Below are 21,191 nucleotides of genomic sequence, written 5' to 3' on the forward strand. Positions count from 1 at the left end.
TGAAGAAAATTTTTTATATATTTTATAGGAAGGGCGCAGCTTTGTGTCCCTTCCTTTTAGTACTGTATAAAGAAGATTTTAATGCATAAAAAGTAAATAATTCTTAAAAAACAGTTAAAAATATTGAAAAATAAGATATAATAATATAACAGGAGTATGAACTGAATATATAAAATGAATATTAATGAGGTGAAGGTATTGAATATTTTACCAATAGCAAACAATATAAAAATGACACTTTTTTTTATTGCTGGATTGATAGTTATAATAATTGCATTGTTATTTATAAATAAATCAAGAAGAAAAATGAAAATAGAAAATTACGGATTGGAAAGTCTTTTTGATAATATGCAAGAAGGATTTGCAATTCATGAAATAATTTGTGATGAAAATGGTAATCCTGTGGATTATAAGTTTTTAGATGTGAATAAATCATTTGAAAACATTACAGGTTTGAAAAAGAATGTAATTAAGAACAAAACGGTAAAAGAAATATTACCTCAAACAGAAAAAGAATGGATTGAAAAATATGGGAAAGTAGCTTTGACGGGTGAAGCTACAAGTTTTAGCAATTATTCTAAAGAGTTGGGAAAACATTTTAATGTTAGTGTGTACAGTCCTATGAAGAAGCAGTTTATTACTATGTTTACAGATATAACTGAGCAAGTACAAGCTAAAGAGAAAAGCGAAATGGAAAGAAATATACTTGAGATTATACTTGAAGATACATTATCAGGTTATTGGGATTGGAATATAGAAAATGAAACAGTTTATTTTAGTCCTTCTTTTAAAAAAATGTTTGGATATGAAAATGATGAAATTGAAAATTCTAATGAATCTTGGAAAAAACTTATCTTTCAAGAGGACTTACAAAAATTGAAATATAATTTTAATAGGCATGTAGAAAGTCAAGGAAGAGTTGCCTATTACAATGAAGTTAGATATCATCATAAAGATGGGTCTATAGTATGGGTTATTTGTTCAGGTCGAGTTATAGAATGGTCACCAGAAAACAAACCATTAAAGATGGTGGGGTGTCATATAAATATTACAAGTATAAAAAAACTTGAAGAACAGCTTAAAAAAGAAAAATCTTTATTTCAAACAACCTTACATTCATTAGGTGATGGGGTAATAGCAACTGATAAATATGGTAAAATACATATAATGAATACTGTAGCAGAAGAACTTACAGGTTGGGTTTATAAGGAAGCTAAAGGACTTGACGCTAAGGAAATATTTAACATTATAGATGAGCACACTAAAGAAAAATGTGAAAATTACGTTAACCAAGTTTTACAAACAGGAAATATGGTTGAATTAGAAAACGATATTGTTTTGATTAAAAAAAATGGTGAGGAATTATCAATTGAAGAAAGTATAGCGCCTATAAAAGATAAAAATAATAATATTAATGGAGCAGTAATTGTATTTAGAGACTTTACAGATAAGAAAGAAAAGCAAGAGAAAATATCCTATCTTAGTTATCATGATCAGTTAACAGATTTGTATAATAGAAGATTTTTTGAAGAAGAACTAGTACGATTGGATACTGATAGAAATTTACCATTTACCATTGCCATGATAGATGTTAATGGATTAAAACTAACAAATGATGCTTTTGGACATTTGGTAGGAGATGAACTTTTAAGAAAAGTAAGTGATGCGTTAAAAAGAGAATGTAGAAGCGACGATATAATAGCAAGAATTGGAGGGGATGAGTTTATAATCTTATTTCCTAAAACTAATCATGAAGAAACTCAAATTATTATTAAAAGAATTTATAAAGCTATTTCTGAAGAATATTTTGAAAATGGCGTAATTTCTGTATCCATAGGATGGGATACAAAAACAAGTAAAGAGCAAGAAATGAAAGATATTTTTATTAAAGCAGAAGAACATATGTATAGTAAAAAGCTTACAGAAAGTCAAAGTATGCGAAATAAAACTATAAAAGTGATTTTTGATGCTTTATACGAAAAAAATGGTAGGGAAAAAGTTCATTCTGAAAAAGTAAGTTTAATTAGTAAAAAAATTGCTGAAGTTATGAAACTTGATGATGAAAATATAAAAGAAGCTGAAACTGCTGGATTAATGCATGATATTGGAAAAATATCAATTGATGAAGAAGTTTTAAATAAGCCAAAAAAATTGACAGAAGAAGAATTTCAAGAAGTAAAAAAGCACCCCAAAAATAGTTACCAAATATTAAAGTCAGTTGATAAATATTCCTCTTTAGCAGAATATGTACTTTCTCATCACGAAAGGTGGGATGGAACTGGATATCCAAGAAAACTCAAGAATGATGAAATACCATTAATTGCCAGAATCATAACTTTAGCTGATGCATATGAATCAATGACATCATGTAAACCATACAATAGAAGATTAACCAAAAAAGAAGCGATAGAAGAAATTAGAAAATATTCAGGAACTCAATTTGATCCAAGCGTAGTTGAAGCTTTTTTCACCATTGATATAAATGACCTGTAATTAATAAACATAAAAATGGTGTATGCAATTTTGCCCACACCATTTTGATTTTATGAAAGACCATAAATTAATTTTATGGTCTTTGTTGAGTTATTTAGTAAAGAAACTCGTCTTCTTTTTCTGATGCTTCAGCTATTGCTTTAGTTTCATGAACGGTACCAAATGGATGCTGAGGTGGTGCATAGATAGAGTAAAGTTTAAGTGCTTTGTCACCAGTATTGATTAAATTGTGCCATGTTCCAGCAGGGATTAAGATGGCAGAGTCATCTACTATTTTTTTTTGAAAGCATAAGTTATTTTTGGTGTTACCCATTTTAATAATTCCTTCTCCTTCTTCAACTCTTAAAAACTGGTCAATTGTAGGATGAATCTCTAAGCCTATATCTTCACCTACAGGAATGCTCATTAAGGTTACTTGTAAATGGTCACCTGTCCATAAAGCAGTACGATAAGTATTATTTCTTATAGTAGCTTCATTAATATCAAACACAAAGGGTTCTGGTCCGTAATCTTTTAATTTAATTAAACCATTATCGTCCATTTCCTCATTAAAGAAAGCTTGTTGATTTCTGAAGAATTGAAAAAATTCAGGGTTATCCATGGGAGCTGTACCAAAGTAAGGAGATGGATACATTGTATAAGCATTATACATATTGTATAAGTTACACATTGGGACATTTGGGTAATAAAAAGATGCATAAGGGTTATAAACATTATACATGGTTTTTGTTCCTTTCAAAGTATTATAAAATTATAATATGCTTTATGATTATATAAGGTGATTTCAATGGCGATAGAAAAGTTAGTGTTCATCTTAGTTTTACTTAAAGGATACCTATATTAATTTATACTTTAGAGCATGCATTAAGTGCATATTATACAGAACTTACACATGGAGCAGGACTTATTATGTTGTCTGAATCTTATTATAGATTCTTTGCAGATAAAGTTCCTGAAAAATTTATTGACATGGCTAAAGCACTTGGATATGAAAATCCTACAAACCAGAACATTTTGTGGATAGACTTTTAGAAATGCAGGAAGCTTGTGGAGTAAATGAACTAAAATTATCTGATTTTAATATTGATAAAGATAATATGCTGAAAATGTAATGGATACAATGGGGGGACTTTTCAAACTAGACCCATATAAATTGTCTTTAGAAGAAACAACATTAATTCTTAAGAATGCATATAAATAATACTTATTTTGAATAAAAAAATATAATAAATTTTATAAAAAACATAAAAGAACTAGATGAAAATACATCTCCAAAAATAAAATTATATTGTTCATATAAAAGAATGATGGAATATTATTAAGAAGATATAAGAAATAGTTGTAAAATTTGATTAATTGAAAAAAATGAGAGAAAATATAGATTTTATACAAATCATATTTTCTCTCATTTTGATTTTTTGTTATAAAAGCTTGCGAAAATGAAGTTTGTTAATATAATCATAAAAACTAATTATTTTTAATAATATAACAGAAAAAATAATTAAAAATTATTAATATTGCAATTAATTTGATAATATATTACAATATTAATAAAAGCAAGAGGGTGATATAGTGAAAAATTTAGAAATGAATGATTGGATTGTATTAAATAATATTATTTATAAAATTTATACTACAAGCGATTCATTTAACATGAGGGAACAGTTACTAGGTCTTTTAAAGATGGTGGTAGATTTTGATAGTGCGGATTTTCATTTGTCAGATGATGACGGTAGTAAAAAATTAGTAAAACCAGTTATGTATAATTTTGATGATAATGTTTCTGCAATTTATGATGAGATAGATTATAGTAGGGGGATTATGTATAGCGGGAAAAGTATAGTGTACCGAGAAACAGATATTATTTCAGAGGAAGTAAGACTTGAATCGGAATATTATAAAAAAGTTTATGTTCCAAATAACTGGTATTACTCACTACAAATGGTGTTAGCAATGAATAAGGAATTTTTAGGAGTAATTACATTTTACAGAACCATCGGTAAAGAAAATTTTCAGTATGATGATATTTTTATTTTAGATATGCTGAAGGATCATCTGTCATACCGACTATATGAGGATAAAAAAGAAGAAAAAAGAGATGAAGAGAAATTATCTATATTAGAAGCAGCAGAAAAATTTCAATTAACAAAGAGAGAGCATACTATTTTACAATTGCTAATGAATGGGGAAGAAAGTGATTGGATTTGTGACCAAATATCAATTAGCGTAAATACTTTAAAGAAACATATTTTGAATATATATCGAAAATTAGGAATTAGTAGTCGTGTGCAGATGTTTAAATTGATAAAGGATTATGAATAAGTACTTAAAAATGAGTAGAAAGATGGTACAAATAGTGAATTGAAGTATAATACAAAAAAGTATATTATTTTATATAAGTACAACATTTATATATTTATACACAAAATGTATTAGTGGTATAGTAGTTTTTGGTAATCAATAAAATAAGCCAATAATAGGGGGAATTATGAAATGAAAGAAATTATTATGATTATTAGACCTCAGAATTTAGAGGATGTAAAAGAAATTATAGAAAGCATTAATTGTGGAGGTATGACAATCTCAACTGTAATGGGGTGTGGAAGTCAGAAAGGAAATGTTAAGGGGTTTAATGAAATAAAGGGATTTAAAACAACTATAAATTTACTTCCTAAAATTAAGGTAGAGGTTGTTGTTGATGATAAAGATGTGGAAACACTTATCATGAGTGTTAGAGAGCATTTGGTTACGGATCATGTGGGTGATGGTAAAATATTTGTTCGTAACATAGAACAAGCAGTTCGTATTAGAACAGGAGAGCGAGGAGTAAAAGCTTTATAAAAGAGGTGGAAACTAATGGAAAACAATATTATTGAACTAAAAGGAGTTAATAAAATATACGGTACAAATCATGTAGTAAAAGATTTGAATCTTTCAATAAAGAAAGGTGAATTTCTAACTTTGTTAGGTTCTTCAGGTTGTGGGAAAACTACAACATTGAGAATGATAGCAGGTTTCGAGGAACCAACCTCTGGTACTATAACAGTTGAAGGAGAAAAAATTGAGGATAAAGAACCTTATGAAAGAAATGTAAATACAGTATTTCAAAGTTATGCATTATTTCCGCATAAAACCATATATGATAATATCGCTTATGGATTAAAGATGAAGAAGGTGCCGAAACAGGATATAGCAAAAAAAGTACAAGAAATGATGGAACTTGTTCAACTTGAAGGCTTTGAAAAACGTTATCCAAAGCAGTTGTCTGGTGGACAAAAGCAAAGGGTAGCCATTGCAAGAGCGTTAATTAATCAACCAAGAGTATTGTTATTAGATGAACCTTTAGGAGCGTTGGATTTAAAACTTCGTAAGCAAATGCAGTTAGAATTAAAACACTTACAGAAAAAATTAAACATTACATTTATATATGTAACCCATGACCAGGAAGAAGCCCTTACCATGAGTGACAGAATAGCTGTTATGAATAATGGAATAGTAGAACAAATTGCTACTCCAATTGATATATATGAACATCCTAAAACAAAGTTTGTTGCAACCTTTATTGGAGAATCAAATGTTTTTGATGGATGTATCAATGATATTCAGGGGGAATATGCTACAGTTGGGCTTGAGAATGGGCAGGTTATTGGATATGGAAGCGGATTTGAAAAAAATGAATTCATAAGTATATCTGTAAGACCGGAGAAAATGAAATATTCAAAGGAACCCATAGAAGAATTTTCTATTACAGCAGTAATATCAGAATATATTTATGTGGGGTCTATAATAAAATGTATTGCTATTTTATCCAATGGGCAGAAGGCAAAGATAGAACGTTTAGCCGGACAGCCATTACCTGAGATAAATGAACAGGTATTTTTATATTGGGATAAGAAAGATGGAGTGTTGACTCATAATCCGGATCAAGTATTTTTCCAAGCTGCTGAAAATATTGTGTTAGGTTAGGAGGATGGTATATGGAGAAATTAAAATCTAAAAGAAAAATGATTTCAGTTTATGCCACAGTGGGGCCTATAACTTTATGGTTATTATTTTTGGTGGCAATACCTTTAATATACGTGGTTGTTATGAGTTTTTGCTCCTTAGATAAATATTATAATGTGACTTTCAATTTTACCTTGGCAAATTATAAACGATTGTTTGATGCTAACTATGTAATTATATATGGACGATCTTTATTAATTGCATTCTCTACAACATTGATTTGTATTCTTGTTGGATATCCCTTTACTTTCTTCATTGCAAGAAAGGCAGGAAAACGAAAAAATTTACTTTACATGTTGGTAATTATTCCTTTTTGGACAAATTCTTTGATTCGTATCTATGGATGGAGAACATTTCTTGGTACTAGTGGCTGGTTAAACACTATCCTACAATTTTTGCATATTACCAAGGAACCACTAGAACTATTATTTAAGCAAGGAACCACTGTATTAGGTATGGTATATTGTCTATTTCCATTTATGGTTATTCCTCTTTATTCTGCTATAGAAAAATTGGATAATAATTTATTAGAAGCTTCAGCAGATTTAGGTGCAAAAAAATCCGCTACGTTTTTCGAAGTAATTTTACCTTTGACGGTAAGTGGTATTTTTTCTGGAAGTCTTATGGTATTTATTCCAACACTGGGATATTTCTTTGTATCAGATATCTTAGGGGGAGGAAATTCAGACGTTATAGGTAACTTGGTTGAAAGGCAGTTCCAAAGTGGGAATAATTGGCCTCTTGGATCGGCGCTTTCTATAATATTAATTGTCATCACACTTCTTTTGGTAAAACTTTATCAAAGGATTGGTGGAGATATGGAAAGTCTGGGGGTGTAATTATGAAAAGAAAACAGCAAAAAAAAATAGATAAGTTGTTTCAAGTCATTTTATGCACCTTGGTATACCTGTTTTTGTTTTTGCCCATAGTGGTTATAGTAGTCAATTCTTTTAATTCTACAACATCAAAACCATATTTATCATGGAAGGGTTTTACCTTTGATTGGTATATAAAATTATTCGATAATAGGTTACTATTAGAATCTTTTCAAAACACTATTGTTATTGCTATTACCTCTACAATACTAGCCACTATCATAGGTACATTAGGTGCAATAGGTATGTACAAATATAAATTTAAAGGAAAAAGTGTTATTGATGGATTGTTGTATATTCCTGTTGTAATCCCAGAAATAGTATTAGGAATTGCAATGTTGACTGTTTTTGCAAAAGTTGATATTCCAAGAGGAATGATTACTTTAATCTTAGCACATGCTACTTTTAGTATTCCTTTCGTTGTTTTTAATGTAAGAGCTAGGTTGTCTGGGTATGATAATTCCATTGAAGAGGCCAGTATGGATCTGGGGGCCAATCGGCTTAGAACATTCTTTGAAATTACTTTGCCGGTGTTAGCACCTGGAGTAGGAGGAGGAGCTTTGCTAGCCTTTACACTTTCTATTGACGATGTAATTATCAGTTATTTTGTTAATGGACAAGTGAAAACCTATCCTTTAAAAGTAATGGAAAGTATTAAAAGTGGGGTTTCGCCAGATGTAAATGCACTTTCTACTTTAATTTTAATTGTAACTGTATTATTTGTAGTTCTTAAAGAAAGTAATTTGATTAAGAAAAAAGCATAATAAAAAGAAAAGGGGGATATAAAATATGAAAAAAATAGTTAGTTTATTAATGATATGTTTAGTAACAGTTTCTTTATTAACCGGTTGTGGGGGCAGTGAAAATACTGAAGCGGCTGGGGAGTTAAATATATATGTATGGACAGAGTATGTTCCACAGTCAGTAGTTGATAAGTTTACTGAGGAAACAGGAATAAAGGTTAATATGTCTACATTTTCTTCTAATGAAGATATGCTTTCAAAAGTAAATGCGGAAGCAGAGGGAACTTATGATATTGTTCAACCAACAGATTATATGGTAAAGCTGATGATAGAGCAAGGATTGTTGGAGGAAGTAAACAAAGACAAATTAACTAATTTATCCAACTTATCAGAAGCATATTTAGATGCTACTTATGACCCGGGAAATGTATATTCTATTCCTTATCAGGGTGGAGTTGTACCAATAGCGGTTAATACTTCTAAAGTTGATTTAGATATTAAAAGTTATGATGATTTATTTAACCCAGAACTTAAAAATTCTATTGTTATGCTAGATGATTATAGAATAAATATTGGTATTGCAGCAAAAAGTATGGGATATAGTATGAGCGAAACTGATCCTGATAAATTAAAGGAAATTTCAGATAAGCTAATGATGCTAAAAGATAATGTAAAACTTTATGATTCAGATAGTCCTAAATCAGCTTTAATATCAGGAGATTGTACAGTAGCATGTTGTTGGAGTGCAGAAATTGCTCTTGCTATGGAAGAAAATCCTGACATTAAAATAGTGTTCCCAGAGGAAGGTTCTTATATGTTTATGGATAATTGGGCTATACCTAAAGGAGCTAAAAATTATGATGAAGCAATGCAATTTATTGATTTTATGCTAGATGCGGAAAATACACAAATGGTAATAGAAGAATTCCCATACCTAAATCCTAATGCAGCAGCAGTGGAAGCTATGGGTGAAGAATATATTCAAAATCAAGCTAAGAATATACCTACAGAGGTTATACAAAAAGTAGAATATATTGATAATTTAGATGTAGATACTTTAGCTATATATGATCAAATGTGGACAGAATTGAAAAATTAGCTTAGAAAGTATAAATAAAAGAGGTGTTAAGTTTTGGAAGTTAAAAAGATGTATATTAATGGTGAGTGGGTTCAGGGTACTTCGGGAAATATACTAGATGTGATTAATCCAGCTAGTGGTGAGGTATTTGCAAAGGTATATGAAAGTAGTGTTGAGGATGTAAAGGCTGCAATTGCAGCAGCAAAAGACTCCTTTTATGTTTCAAGAATTTGGAGAAATATGGATTCTCAAGCAAAAGGAAATATATTGCTTAAAATAGCAGATAAAATTGAAGAATATAGTGAAGAACTAAGCCTTATGGACACTTTAGACAGCGGAAAACCTCTTAGAGAAGCAGAGGGGGATATTAGTGATGCGATTCATTGTTTTAGATACTATGCAGGAGCTATAAAAGTTCCTCATGGTGGAGTATATGATGTAAATGATGGTTTTGGAAAAATGCATTCTTATACTATTCATGAACCGGTAGGGGTATGTGCTCAGATTACCCCTTGGAATTATCCGCTACTTATGTCTGTGTGGAAATTAGCACCGGCACTAGCGGCAGGAAACAGTATTGTTCTAAAACCAAGTCCAAAAGCACCATTATCTACTATAAGACTTTTTGAAATATTTGAAGAAGTTGGGTTGCCAAAAGGGTGCGTGAATTTGGTACAGGGTGATGCTGAAGCTGGAAATGAAATGAGTATAAATAAAGATGTTGATATGGTTACTTTCACTGGAAGCACAAAAGTTGGACAGAGTATTATGAGAAATGCAGCAAGTAATATAAAGAAAATAGGATTAGAGCTTGGAGGAAAATCTCCAAATGTTATTTTTGCAGATGCAGATTTAGATGGAGCAGTGGAATGGGCAATGATTGGTGTGTTCTTTAACCAAGGAGAGGTTTGTTCTGCAGGTTCAAGAATTATTATAGAAAAATCAATAAAGGATGAATTTGTAGCACGCTTAAAGAAAAAAGCAGAAGCAATGACTATAGGCAATCCTATTGATAATCCAGATATTGGTCCTGTTATCACAAAAGAGCATATGGAAAAGGTATTAGGATATATAAAAATTGGTGAAGAAGAAGGTGCAAAACTTGTATGTGGCGGTGAACGCTATGTGGAAAAAGAATGTGCAAATGGGTACTTTATAAAACCTACTATATTTGACGAATGTCAATCGTATATGAGAATTGTAAGAGAAGAAATATTTGGACCAGTGGTAACTGTACAAACTTTTGAATCAGAAGAGGAAGCTATTGCACTAGCTAATGATACTGAATATGGATTGGCTGGAGCGGTATTTACTTCAGATATTTCAAGGGCATATTCAGTGATAAAAGAATTGAGAGCAGGTATAACTTGGATTAATTGTTATAATCCTACTTTTAATGAAGCTCCTTGGGGTGGATATAAGATGAGTGGAATTGGGAGAGAACTTGGGATACATGGACTATCAGAGTACCAAGAAATCAAGCAGATAAATATCAACCTTCAACCTGGAGTAGTGGGATGGTACGAGCATTAAGAGAGTAGAAAGTAGAAAGTAGAAAGTAGAAAGTAGAAAATATAAAGTAAGCATATTTTGAGAGGGAGAGGTAGAGACATTATGAGTAATAAAGAACAAGTAATTGAAGATATTAGTAGGGTTATTGGATATATTAAAAGTGAAGAGTTATCAAGGGAAGACAAAGACAGAATTACAAAAGAGACTGTAGAATATTTTGATAGTTATGTAAGTCCAGGTTGGCTAAAATATAGAAAATCAGTATCAACAGATGCAGCAGTTGTTGAGTGGTCAGATGAAGGTGCTTATTGTTATGGTTTAAATGGTGAAAAATTCATTGACTGTTTAGGTGGATTTGGAATATATACTTTTGGACATAGGAACGATGAGATTATAGATGTGGTAAAATCCCAGTTAGATCATCAAGCACTTCATTCACAAGAATTATTAGATCCTTTAAGAGGGTATCTTGCAAAAGCTGTAGCAGATATAACACCAGGAGATTTAAAACATTGTTTCTTTACAAATGGAGGAGCAGAAGCGGTAGAAATGGCTTTAAAACTTGCAAGAGTTGCTACTGGTGGACGTTGGTATATATCAACAATTGGTGCTTTTCATGGTAAATCAATGGGAGCTGTGTCTGTGTGTGGTAAAGATGGATATCGTACACCGTATACACCTATGGTACAGCAAGTACAACATGTGGAGTATGGTAATGCAGAAGATATGAGAAAAGCAATTAAAAACTTACAATCAGTAGGGGAAAAAGTAGCAGGAGTAATTTTAGAACCAATTCAAGGTGAGGCAGGAATTATTGTTCCACCAAAAGGTTATCTAAAAGAAGTAAGAAAAATTTGTGATGAGTACGGGGTTGCTTTAATTTTTGATGAAATTCAAACCGGTATGGGGCGTACAGGTACCATGTGGAGATGCGAAGCAGAAGAAGTAGTTCCGGATGTGATGTGTTTTGGAAAAGCTTTTGGAGGAGGAGTAATGCCTATTACTGGTCTTATATGTAGACCGCATATGTGGACACAGGACTTAATTGATAATCCTTGGTTGCTTGGTTCGCCTACCTTTGGGGGAAATCCAGTATGTTGTTCTGCAGCTCTTGCATCAATAAAATATATGATTGAAAATGATATTCCAACAGCATGTAAAGAAAAGGGTGTATATTTAAAAGAAGGCTTAGAAAAATTAATGGAAAAATACCCTACTTTACTTGATGATGTACGAGGAATAGGCTTGATGCTTGCGGTAGAATTTTGCCAATGTGAAGTTGGTTATGATGTAGCTAAAGGGTTATTTAAACGTGGAGTTATGACAGCAGGAACTTTGGTAAATTCTAAATGCATTAGATTTGAGCCATCAGCTTTAATTAGTGAAGATGATATAGATAATGTTATTGAAAGAATGGATGAAGCATTAGCAGAGACAAAGAAAAGTTTCTCATTATAAAGGTTAAATTAAAAAAAAACAAAATCTGAAAAGATATGATAAACTTAGAAAGTACACTAAAACTTTCTAAGTTTATTTTGTTTGACAACAATGTTTAATGTAAGTTATAATTAAATTAAATATTAAATGGTTTCATATCCAGTATTTATGAATATCTAATAAGGAATATGAAATAAAATAGGGAAAATGTAGATTGTTGTATACAGAGGGGTGATCTAAATGAATATGGTTTTAATATTGGTGATTTCAGCTTTATGCATTTTATTATTTACTACTATACTTGTGTATATGAGTGGAGAAAGTGGTATAAAAAGTTTTGGGTTGTATGGGTGGGCAGGATTTATCATTGCAGCTGTATATTTCGCTAAAATCGGGAATATCCAATATATACAAGCATCATTTTTTTCATTCATAGAAGAAATAGCATTGTCAATGGCAGCTTTAATGGCTTTATATTCATTATATAAATTTAATAATGGAATAAAGGAAGAAGAAACTCAATCTACAGATTTAGCAATAATAGTTGTTTTTGTTATAATAGGTTTTATAGGATTATTTTTGGCATTCAATTATGATATTTTTGATTTAGAGTCTGCAGCTGTAAGTGTTATTTCAGCTGGAGTTATATATTATTCTTTAAGTAAATCTATAATTGGAAAAAATGTGGCTGGATTTATTTCTATATTAATGGGAATTATTTATATATTATTTTGGCTAATTCAAGATTTTGACCAATATTCTTCATTGAAATATTTAATGAATTCAATTTCTTTTATTTTAATAGGCCTTGGCATGATAATAGCATATTTTGAAAAATCTAATAAAGAATTCAAAGAGATGGAAAATAACTATAGGGTAGCTATGGAGTCTTCATCAGATGGTATATGGGAATATAATGTTTTAAATCAGATTGTTAAGTTACCTAAATTAGCATTGGAAATAATGGGTTTAAATGAGGAAAGACTTTATTATAAACTAAAGAAAATAGAAACATATATTCATAAAGATGATATACAAAAATTCAAAACTAGTTTTGAAAAAAACAGTTTAGATAAAACAAAATATTATAAAGAACAATTTAGAATAAAAATTAAAGACAATGAATATAAATATTTTTCATTGAATGGGAAAATTATTACTAATGACAGTGATAAAGCTATGAAAATTATAGGTTTTGTTTCAGATATTACAGAAGAAAAAGCTAAAGAAGAGATTATATATAATGCAGCTTATATTGATAAAACAACCTTACTACCAAATTCAAATTATATTGAGCAAGAAATATTATCAGAAAACAAAGAGAATACTGATTTTAGCATATTGTATATAAAGCTTTTAAAATTCGAAAATAAAATTCAAATGAATGGATCGGGTAGCGGAGAAGATTTGTTAAATAAAGTGATTGAAAATATAAAACGATATTTATCAAACAAGGATATACTAGCAAGAGTCCATGAAGATAGCTTTATTTGTGTTCTTTATACCAGTGAGGTTAGTGAAGTTAAAAATACAGCGGACAAAATTTCAAGAAGTATAAATAATTCTAAAATCATTTCAAATTATCAGTGCGATTTGGAATCGGTAATAGGTATAGATATTTTTCATAATGATGGTGCAGAATATATGGATGTAGTTAAAAATGCTAATTTGGCTATGGAAAAATCACTAGAAGAGAAAAGGGATTATACATTTTATGATAATTCTATTATAGAAGATATGGAAAAAAAGAATGAAATGATTAATTTGATACAAAAGGGAATAGATAAGCAGGAATTCAAAGTATTTTATCAGCTTCAAAAAGCGGGTGATGGAAGTCGGTTTATTGGTGGAGAAGCTTTAGTTAGGTGGAATAGTCCTGAAAAAGGAATGATATCTCCAGGACAATTTATTCCTATTGCAGAAGAAACAGGTCAAATAATTGATATTGGTGAAATTGTTCTAAAAGAGGCTTGCTATACAGGTAAATCACTTAGTCAATCAGGCTATAAAAAGTTTTATGTATCTGTAAATATTTCAGCAGCTCAATTAAGGGATGAAAATTTTTATAAAACAGTAAAGAAAATACTGAGTAAGTCAGATTTTCAGCCAGAACATTTAATACTTGAAATGTCGGAAAATATATTCAATGGATCTATGAAAAAAGAAATGAAAACATTAGAAGTGTTAAGAAACATGGGAGTAAAGATAGCTGTTGACGACTTTGGTAAAGGGGCAGTATCTTTTGATTACCTTTTAAATAGTCCAATTGATATTTTGAAAATTGATAAATCCTTTGTTTTTGGAATGATGGGCTCACCAAAAAAAATCAGCATGATAGAATCTATGATATCTATAGGAAAAAAACTGGGTTTTACTGTGGTTGTGCAAGGAATTGAAACTGAGGAACAATTTGCTATAATAGAAAAATTAAACTGTGACTGGATGCAAGGATTCTTGTTTAGTAAACCAGAACAGAAAATTGATGGGAAATTAGTATGATATAAAATCATGTACAGGGGGAATGCATCATGAGTATTAGTTTTAAAGATTATATAAAAGTAATAAATGAAATTGATGTGAAGAAACTTCAACAATTAAAAGAAACCATTGAAAAAACAACAGAATACCAATGTAAAGGGGAAGTAAATATATTAAATAGCAATAATGAGGTATTGGTACAAACTCATTATGAGTATTTTGATATTTATTTTGCAGATCCATTTATTATTATGAATAGGTACAACCCTAAAACAGGTATGGCAACTCTAGATTATGTTCATATTAGCATTGACAAAATATCTGATTATAAAATAGAGGATAATTCACTTACTTTAAAGGGAAAATTAGATGAGAATACAAATATAAAAGTAGTGATAGTTTTTAAAGAAAAGAAGATTAAGAATATAGTATCTAAATGATATATTTAAAAGCATATTGTTCTCTCCTTATGAGAAAGCAATATGCTTTTGTTTTGATTATTTAATATTATTGAGTTACTAAATTTGTGATTTTTTTAACATTTACAATATAATAAGTTTTGTATTTTAAAATATTTAAACGATATCATCGTTATGTTTTTGGAAAATAGTTAAAAATAGTTAATAAAAGTATTCTATTGCAGTAGAATTCATGATATAATAGGTTTGTAATTAAAGAACAGTTGTTATGTTTTTAACGGAACCGTGGAAATTTAGTAAGAGTTGTTTTATTAATAGATGAAAACATGCAAACGATTACTGAATATTCGTTTGTATTGTACCCAATGAATGAGGACAAACAATATAGATACTGGATTATTTGTATATTTAAAGGAAATATTGTAATAAAAAATATAATTATTATGTATCTTAATTTTGGGAGGTAGTACATATGGTAAAAGAAAAAGTACTAGATCTTGCTAATAAAATTAGTAGGGTTAAACGTGGTTCAAAAAAGGAAGTGAAACCAGAACACCCAGAGTATCGAATATTGGAACCAGTTGTTACAGAAGAAATGGCAGAAGTAGCACTTTGCTTAGAACTTAAAAAACATAAAACTGCGGAAGAAATTGCGGCTTTATGTGGCAAACCTGTGGAAGATGTTAAAGAAATGCTATATAAACTAGCAAATGATGGTGTTATTAGCTTTGCTACAAAAGATGGAGTTGATAAATTCTGTCTTGAGTTATGGGTTCCAGGAGTTATGGAATTTATGGTGGTAAACAAGGAAAATGTTGAGAAATATCCAGAAATTGCTGAATGTTTTGAAGAATATTCAAGAATTAAGGGTGGTATGTTCGCTGGAAAAATTCCTGTAGGGCTAGGATTAATGAGGGTAATACCTATAGAAACTGCTATTGATGGAGAATCAAGAAAAGCTTCTTATGAGGAGGTTTCCAAATATCTTAAAGAAAATGATATTTTCTCAGTTTCAGATTGTGCTTGCCGTTCTGTTAGAGAGTCTATGGGAGAAGGTTGTGGCCATTTAAAGGAAGATATGTGTATTCAACTAGGTGATGCAGCGGAATTTTATATTCGTACAGGAAGAGGAAGAGAAATTACTAGGGAAGAAGCTTTTGAGATTATAGAGAAAGCTGAAAAAGATGGGTTAGTACATCAAATACCAAATACAGAAGGAGTAGGACATACTCATGCTATTTGTAATTGTTGTGGATGTTCATGTCTTGCATTAAGACATGCTAATCTTTTTAGAAGTCCTGATTCTGTTAGATCTAACTATGTTTCTCAAGTAAACAAAGATAAGTGTGTGGCTTGCGGAGAATGTGTAGAAAATTGCCATGTAAATGCATTAACTCTTGGACAAAGTTTATGTTCCAAAAATGCACCTTTGGTTCAGAAAGAAATAGAAGTACCTTATGATACAGAGTGGGGATCAGATAAATGGAATCCAGATTTCCGCCATAGAAAAGTTGTTGAAGAAGGTGGTACAAGTCCATGTAAATCAGAATGTCCAGCCCATATAGCGGTGCAGGGATATATTAAGATGGCATCTCAAGGAAAATATAGAGAAGCACTTGAACTTATTAAACAGGAAAATCCATTCCCAGCAATCTGTGGACGTATTTGTCCTAGAAAATGTGAGTCTGTTTGTACAAGATCAGAGTTAGATGATTCAATTGCTATTGATGAAATTAAAAAATTTATTGCAGATCAGGAATTAAAAGCAGAACACCGTTTTGTACCTGAAAAGAAAGATCAGAAGGCTAAAAGAATTGCAATAATTGGAGCAGGACCAGCAGGACTTTCTTGTGCTTATTTCTTATCAGTTGAAGGATATCAAGTAACAGTATTTGAAAAGGCAAAAATCTTAGGTGGAATGTTAACATTGGGAATCCCATCATATAGATTGGGAAGAGAAGTAGTAAATGCAGAAATTGATATTTTAAAAGAATTAGGAGTAGAATTTAAAATAGGTATTGAGGTAGGTAAGGATGTTACCCTTAAAGAATTAAGAAGTCAAGGGTATAATGCTTTTTATGTAGCTATAGGAGCTCAAGCTGGCAGAAAACTAGGCTTACAGGGAGAAGATGCTGAAGGCGTAATTACTGGAGTAGAATTTTTACATAATGTAAATCTAAATGAAAACTTAAAAATGGAGGGACCAGCTATTGTTATTGGAGGAGGAAATGTTGCAATAGACGTTGCTCGTACTGCAGTAAGAATTGGGGCTTCACAAGTGGATATGTATTGTTTAGAAAGCCGTGAAGAAATGCCAGCCCTTCAGGAAGAAATTGAAGAAGCATTGTCAGAACAAATTGGTATCAATAATTCATGGGGTCCAAAAAGCATTCTTCATGAAAGTGGACGAGTTGTAGGGGTAGAATTCAAAAAATGTATCTCTGTATTTGATGATAATGGTAAATTTAATCCTAAATATGATGAGAAGGAAACTAAGATTGTTAAAACAAATAATTTGTTGATTTCAGTAGGGCAAGCAATGGAATGGGGTGGTTTATTGGAAGATTCTAAAATGGAATTAAACCCTAATAAAACAGTGAAAGCTGAACCACTTACTTTCCAAACTGGAGAAGCTGATGTGTTTGCAGGTGGAGATGCGGTGACAGGTCCTAAATTTGCCATTGATGCTATAGCTTTAGGTAAGCAAGGAGCTATCTCTATCCATAGATATGTTAATGGTCATAATTTGACTATAAGTCGTGAGAGAGAATATCATGCTTTTGATAAAGAAAACTTAAATCTTGACGGATATGATAGTATACCAAGACAAAGAGCTGTTCATGTGGATGGAAATAAATCTAAGGAAACTTTTATGGATTTACGTACTACCTTCACAGAAGATCAAATGAAAAAAGAAACAGAACGTTGCCTTAGCTGTGGAGCTACAGTAGTAGATCAAAATCAATGCGTAGGATGCGGAGTGTGTACTACTAAATGTAAATTTGATGCCATCTCACTAGTAAGAAAATATGATAATTCTAATGTGGAATTGATGGAAATGAGACCTACAATTATGAAATATATTATAAAACGTAAACAAAGAATAGTGGTTAAGAAAGCAAAAAATTTCTTTAAAGGAATTTATAAGAAAAGTTAATTTTAACTACAACATTGGTTTAATGATATAATATTATTATATGTAAGGATTGTTATGTTTTTAACGAAAAAAAAGAGGTAAAGAAAAAAAATATATAAATAAGGAGAAATAATATATGGATGCTTATAGAATTATGGAAATCAAAGAAAGCGTTTTCAAGGATAACGATAGACAAGCAGACTTACTTAGGGAAGATTTAAAAAAAGAAAAAACTTTTTTATTGAATTTAATGTCATCTCCTGGCTCAGGTAAAACAACAACTCTTTTAAGAACAATTGAAGCTTTAAAAGATGAAATGAGAATTGGAATTTTAGAAGCAGATATTGATTCAGATGTTGATGCTAATACTGTGTCAAAAACGGGCACGAAGGTAATTCAATTGCACACAGGGGGAATGTGTCATTTAGATGCAGACATGACTAAACAAGGCTTATTAGGTTTGGGAACAGAAGATATTGATTTTGCTGTTTTAGAGAATGTAGGAAATTTGGTGTGTCCAGCTGAGTTCGATACTGGTGCATCAAAAAATGCTATGATTTTAAGTGTACCAGAGGGAGATGATAAACCTTTAAAATATCCTTTGATGTTTTCCATTGTAGATGTTTTATTAATAAATAAAATTGATGCAATAGACTATTTTGACTTTGATTTAGAGGCAGTTAAAGAGCGTGTATTAAAATTAAATCCAAATATAAAGGTTATCCCAATCTCTGCTAGAAATGGTGAAGGCATAGAAGAATGGGCAGAGTGGATACGTACTGAAGTGAAAGCTTGGAATCAAGAATAGTATAAGTATCACCTAGAAACCATAACATTAAAAACCACTTTTGGTTGTGAAAATAACCAAAAGTGGTTTTTGTTTTCTTGGTTCTCAAAACCAATGCTAAAGTCACTAAAAATATATATCGGAAAATTCTATATTTATTTTTTCAACTATATTATTATCCTGTATATGAGTAGAAGTTTCTGTAGAAATACAGCTTTCATCATAGTCATCTAAAACAGGAAATTTTATAAAAAAATTACTGCCTTTTGTTAATTCACTTTCTACCAATATAGTACCCTTTTGAATTTCTACCAATGATTTGGTAATAAAAAGGCCTATACCGCTACCTTCATTTTCTCTATTCATTTTTTTATCTACTTTTTCAAATCTATCAAATATTGAATCAATATTATCAGGGGAAATACCAATTCCATTATCTTTAACCATAATTAATACTTGTCCAAGGTCATCTTTATTTATTATAACTTGAATTGTAGAACCTTTCTGGCTATACTTAATTGCATTAGATAATAAATTTAGAATAATTCTTTCTATATAATCTGGGTCACATAAAATGTAAATTTCCTCTTCACAGGTATCGAATACAACTTCCATTTCTTTGGATTTTACATAATGTACTATTGATTGAGTTATATTTTCTATTAATTCAACTATGTTATTTACTTTAAGGATGGGGTTCATGAAACCTGATTCAATTTTGGTAGAATCTATAATGTTATTTATTATTCTTATTAATCTATTGCAATTTTGTTTGATTATGCCATTGTATTTTTTAAGTGATTCAATATCTTTATTCTGTAAAAATATTTTTTCGGTTTGAATGGCAGAATGAATAACAGTAATAGGAGTTTTCAATTCATGAGATATATTTGCAAAAAATTCATCTTTTAATTTTTCGGATTTTTCTTTTTCTTTTAGTATTTTAAGCATTTCTTGTGCTTTTTCCTTATATCCAATATCCTTAATTACTAAGAAAATTGAGTTTGTATTTTCTTCATTAATAGATAAGGTAGATATTTCAGTAATTACTTTCTTATTGTCTACCCAAAAAATATTTTCTTTGGTGTTCGTGAAATATTTTTCAGTTTGGTTACTTACAGAACCAATGTTTAATTTTATTTCATCAAAATTTGCAAAACTAAAATACTCTTCTAAGAGTTGAATGTCTCCATGAATATTAAATATTTCTTTAGCTATTTTATTTGCATAAACAATTTTATTATTCTCTTTTTTTACTATGCCAGTAGGCAAAAAATCTAAAATTTCACTGTATTTTTTAGCTTCCTTAGCTATTATTATATTTGCTTTTTTTAAATCTTCTGCTTTTTTATTTAACTTATTGAATATTGTTTCATAGGGGTCAATAATTATAACTAGAAATAAACCTTTATATAATAGATAGAATGAAATTCCTTTACTTATATGAGCTAAAAAATTCATTGAATCAAATAAAGAAGTGCTAAAAATAAAACACAATTCTGATATTATTGTTAAAATTACAGATACTATTACTAAATTGCAAGTATTTAAAGGGAATTCATTACTATTCTTTTTATAAAGATAAATGGATAAAATATAAACACCAATAACTATTGCTTCATCTATATATTTGAATAGTGTTATTCCTGTTTCAGCAGTATAAGATGTAGGGAAAATAGGTATTAAATAAATAGAAGCCATCCCTATTATAATTATAGAAAAATTAATATAAATCAATTTATTTAATTTAATGTTGGAATTGATAAAATAAACAGCAATACATAAAGATATACTTTGATAAGATGATGCAAAAGCCCATGTTTGATAAGCTTTATTTATAGCATCTGAATAGGTTACAATACCTGCGTAAGATACAATATCACTAAAATTAAGGATACCTATAAAACCATATAATATTCCTATATAACTAAACATTTTATTTTTAGAAATATTCCAGGTTCCAATAGCGATAAACATTAAACTAATGCTAGATACCATAACTAGTATTTCAAGAGAAGTATGAAATAATATAAAATTATATTGGCTTATAAACCAAAATATTATAAGTGTTACTAAAATAAAACTAAGTTCTTGTTTTTTTATTAGGCTATTTTTTGGAATAACTTTCTTCATTAGTATCTCCTTCAAATGTTAATATTTAAATAGTTGAATTGGGATACCTACATTATATCATTAAAATTATATGTAAGGTAAATGAAAAAATTGTA

The 21,191-nt window shown here is 30.0% G+C and carries 16 protein-coding genes; 14 read left to right on the forward strand and 2 right to left on the reverse strand.

The annotated features are described in order from the left end of the window. The first annotated feature begins 198 nt into the window (after positions 1 to 198). On the forward strand, positions 199 to 2,493 hold the full coding sequence (locus tag BUB83_RS05535; protein WP_207649328.1) for a PAS domain S-box protein: 2,295 nt from the start codon (positions 199 to 201) through the stop codon (positions 2,491 to 2,493). Between the two features lie 94 nt (positions 2,494 to 2,587). Here the strand turns inward: BUB83_RS05535 and BUB83_RS05540 are convergent, their stop codons facing one another. Then, positions 2,588 to 3,214 carry a cupin domain-containing protein gene (locus tag BUB83_RS05540; RefSeq protein ID WP_073337454.1) on the reverse strand — a complete coding sequence of 209 codons (627 nt, stop codon included), beginning with the start codon at positions 3,212 to 3,214 and terminating at the stop codon, positions 2,588 to 2,590. A 188-nt stretch (positions 3,215 to 3,402) separates the two neighbouring features. Here BUB83_RS05540 and BUB83_RS22685 point away from each other — a divergent pair, with 188 nt between their 5' ends. The 13 genes from BUB83_RS22685 (at position 3,403) to hypB (ending at position 18,984) form a co-directional block, all read left to right on the forward strand. Beyond that, positions 3,403 to 3,525: an iron-containing alcohol dehydrogenase gene (locus tag BUB83_RS22685; protein WP_143160481.1), complete on the forward strand. Its 123-nt coding sequence runs from the start codon at positions 3,403 to 3,405 to the stop codon at positions 3,523 to 3,525. 540 nt (positions 3,526 to 4,065) lie between these two features. Then, positions 4,066 to 4,815: a helix-turn-helix domain-containing protein gene (locus BUB83_RS05545; RefSeq protein WP_073337455.1), complete on the forward strand. Its 750-nt coding sequence runs from the start codon at positions 4,066 to 4,068 to the stop codon at positions 4,813 to 4,815. A 171-nt stretch (positions 4,816 to 4,986) separates the two neighbouring features. Then, positions 4,987 to 5,334: a P-II family nitrogen regulator gene (locus BUB83_RS05550; protein WP_073337456.1), complete on the forward strand. Its 348-nt coding sequence runs from the start codon at positions 4,987 to 4,989 to the stop codon at positions 5,332 to 5,334. 15 nt (positions 5,335 to 5,349) lie between these two features. Continuing rightward, the gene (locus tag BUB83_RS05555) at positions 5,350 to 6,459 is read left to right on the forward strand and encodes an ABC transporter ATP-binding protein (RefSeq protein ID WP_073337457.1); all 1,110 of its coding nucleotides are present in this window, start codon (positions 5,350 to 5,352) and stop codon (positions 6,457 to 6,459) included. Positions 6,460 to 6,470: 11 nt separating this feature from the next. Then, complete coding sequence (locus tag BUB83_RS05560) at positions 6,471 to 7,337, forward strand: ABC transporter permease (protein WP_073337458.1); 867 nt, start codon at positions 6,471 to 6,473, stop codon at positions 7,335 to 7,337. A gap of 2 nt (positions 7,338 to 7,339) precedes the next feature. Beyond that, positions 7,340 to 8,137, forward strand: a complete 798-nt coding sequence (locus tag BUB83_RS05565) for an ABC transporter permease (RefSeq protein ID WP_073337459.1) — start codon at positions 7,340 to 7,342, stop codon at positions 8,135 to 8,137. Positions 8,138 to 8,162: 25 nt separating this feature from the next. Further along, positions 8,163 to 9,215: an ABC transporter substrate-binding protein gene (locus BUB83_RS05570; RefSeq protein ID WP_073337460.1), complete on the forward strand. Its 1,053-nt coding sequence runs from the start codon at positions 8,163 to 8,165 to the stop codon at positions 9,213 to 9,215. A 33-nt stretch (positions 9,216 to 9,248) separates the two neighbouring features. Further along, the gene (locus tag BUB83_RS05575) at positions 9,249 to 10,727 is read left to right on the forward strand and encodes an aldehyde dehydrogenase family protein (protein WP_073337461.1); all 1,479 of its coding nucleotides are present in this window, start codon (positions 9,249 to 9,251) and stop codon (positions 10,725 to 10,727) included. An 81-nt stretch (positions 10,728 to 10,808) separates the two neighbouring features. Next, on the forward strand, positions 10,809 to 12,164 hold the full coding sequence (locus tag BUB83_RS05580; RefSeq protein ID WP_073337462.1) for a putrescine aminotransferase: 1,356 nt from the start codon (positions 10,809 to 10,811) through the stop codon (positions 12,162 to 12,164). A gap of 219 nt (positions 12,165 to 12,383) precedes the next feature. Beyond that, positions 12,384 to 14,642 (forward strand): EAL domain-containing protein, encoded by a 2,259-nt coding sequence (locus BUB83_RS05585; RefSeq protein WP_073337463.1) that lies wholly within the window; start codon positions 12,384 to 12,386, stop codon positions 14,640 to 14,642. Between the two features lie 29 nt (positions 14,643 to 14,671). After that, positions 14,672 to 15,061, forward strand: a complete 390-nt coding sequence (locus BUB83_RS05590; RefSeq protein ID WP_073337464.1) for a hypothetical protein — start codon at positions 14,672 to 14,674, stop codon at positions 15,059 to 15,061. Positions 15,062 to 15,512: 451 nt separating this feature from the next. After that, positions 15,513 to 18,197: an FAD-dependent oxidoreductase gene (locus tag BUB83_RS05595; protein ID WP_073337465.1), complete on the forward strand. Its 2,685-nt coding sequence runs from the start codon at positions 15,513 to 15,515 to the stop codon at positions 18,195 to 18,197. A gap of 115 nt (positions 18,198 to 18,312) precedes the next feature. Further along, on the forward strand, positions 18,313 to 18,984 hold the full coding sequence (gene hypB, locus BUB83_RS05600; RefSeq protein WP_073337466.1) for a hydrogenase nickel incorporation protein HypB: 672 nt from the start codon (positions 18,313 to 18,315) through the stop codon (positions 18,982 to 18,984). Positions 18,985 to 19,089: 105 nt separating this feature from the next. Here the strand turns inward: hypB and BUB83_RS05605 are convergent, their stop codons facing one another. Then, on the reverse strand, positions 19,090 to 21,096 hold the full coding sequence (locus BUB83_RS05605) for an MASE3 domain-containing sensor histidine kinase (protein ID WP_073337467.1): 2,007 nt from the start codon (positions 21,094 to 21,096) through the stop codon (positions 19,090 to 19,092). Positions 21,097 to 21,191 lie beyond the last annotated feature (95 nt).

Source organism: Clostridium grantii DSM 8605 (assembly GCF_900129965.1).
Taxonomy (GTDB): Bacteria; Bacillota; Clostridia; order Clostridiales; family Clostridiaceae; genus Clostridium_AF; species Clostridium_AF grantii.

Bases quoted from the DNA above. Each gene is read 5' to 3' on its own strand.
- BUB83_RS22685 (WP_143160481.1), top strand. From the start codon at position 3,403: ATGTTGTCTGAATCTTATTATAGATTCTTTGCAGATAAAGTTCCTGAA.
- BUB83_RS05550 (WP_073337456.1), top strand. From the start codon at position 4,987: ATGAAAGAAATTATTATGATTATTAGACCTCAGAATTTAGAGGATGTA.
- BUB83_RS05585 (WP_073337463.1), top strand. From the start codon at position 12,384: ATGAATATGGTTTTAATATTGGTGATTTCAGCTTTATGCATTTTATTA.
- BUB83_RS05605 (WP_073337467.1), bottom strand. From the start codon at position 21,096: ATGAAGAAAGTTATTCCAAAAAATAGCCTAATAAAAAAACAAGAACTT.
- BUB83_RS05540 (WP_073337454.1), bottom strand. From the start codon at position 3,214: ATGTATAATGTTTATAACCCTTATGCATCTTTTTATTACCCAAATGTC.
- BUB83_RS05595 (WP_073337465.1), top strand. From the start codon at position 15,513: ATGGTAAAAGAAAAAGTACTAGATCTTGCTAATAAAATTAGTAGGGTT.
- hypB (WP_073337466.1), top strand. From the start codon at position 18,313: ATGGATGCTTATAGAATTATGGAAATCAAAGAAAGCGTTTTCAAGGAT.
- BUB83_RS05560 (WP_073337458.1), top strand. From the start codon at position 6,471: ATGGAGAAATTAAAATCTAAAAGAAAAATGATTTCAGTTTATGCCACA.
- BUB83_RS05565 (WP_073337459.1), top strand. From the start codon at position 7,340: ATGAAAAGAAAACAGCAAAAAAAAATAGATAAGTTGTTTCAAGTCATT.
- BUB83_RS05590 (WP_073337464.1), top strand. From the start codon at position 14,672: ATGAGTATTAGTTTTAAAGATTATATAAAAGTAATAAATGAAATTGAT.
- BUB83_RS05555 (WP_073337457.1), top strand. From the start codon at position 5,350: ATGGAAAACAATATTATTGAACTAAAAGGAGTTAATAAAATATACGGT.
- BUB83_RS05580 (WP_073337462.1), top strand. From the start codon at position 10,809: ATGAGTAATAAAGAACAAGTAATTGAAGATATTAGTAGGGTTATTGGA.
- BUB83_RS05570 (WP_073337460.1), top strand. From the start codon at position 8,163: ATGAAAAAAATAGTTAGTTTATTAATGATATGTTTAGTAACAGTTTCT.